The sequence below is a fragment of the Mycobacterium sp. E342 genome (assembly GCF_001667665.1).
Lineage (GTDB): Bacteria > Actinomycetota > Actinomycetes > Mycobacteriales > Mycobacteriaceae > Mycobacterium.
Window position 1 is genome coordinate 1 of the sequence record NZ_LZJM01000243.1, and the last position, 790, is coordinate 790.

The following is a 790-nucleotide window of genomic DNA, read 5'->3' on the forward strand; positions in this document are numbered from 1 at the left end:
ATGTCCGTGCAGCTCACGCCGCATTTTGGAAACGTGCAAGCCCACTACGACTTGTCCGACGACTTCTTCCGCTTGTTTCTAGACCCGACGATGGCCTACACGTGCGCATATTTCGCGCATGAAGATATGAGCCTCGAAGATGCCCAAATCGCCAAGTTCGACCTTGCGCTGGGAAAACTGAACCTCGAGCCCGGGATGACGCTGCTGGACATCGGCTGCGGCTGGGGCGGGGCGATGAAGCGGGCCGTGGAGAAATTTGACGTCAATGTCATCGGAATCACGCTGAGCCGCAACCAGTTTGAATACAGCAAGGCGAAGCTGGCTGGATTGGGCACGAACCGCACCGTCGAGGTGCGGCTGCAGGGCTGGGAAGAGTTCGAGGACAAGGTCGACCGAATTGTCACCATCGGCGCCTTCGAGGCTTTCAAGATGGAGCGGTACGCCGCGTTCTTCGAACGTTCCTACAACATTCTTCCCGACGACGGCCGCATGTTATTGCATACCATTTTGACCTACACCCAGAAGCAGCAGTACGAACGCGGCGTCTCCATCACGATGAACGACCTTCGATTCGCGCGGTTCATTGGCACTGAAATCTTCCCGGGCGGGTGGCTGCCGACACCGCAGACCGTCGGCGAGTACGCGGTCACGGCGGGCTTCGAGCTGACCAGGGTCCACTCGCTGCAGCTGCACTACGCGAGGACCCTGGAGACCTGGGCGGCCGCCCTCGAGGCCAATCGCGAGCAGGCCATCGCCATCCAGTCCCAAGAGGTCTACGACCGCTACATGA

1 protein-coding gene is annotated in these 790 nt (G+C 59.7%); it reads left to right on the forward strand.

Annotated elements, in window-relative coordinates; translation table 11 throughout:
- On the forward strand, window positions 1-790 hold a 790-nt coding region (locus A5692_RS18990; protein WP_068058613.1), incomplete at its 3' end, for a cyclopropane mycolic acid synthase family methyltransferase.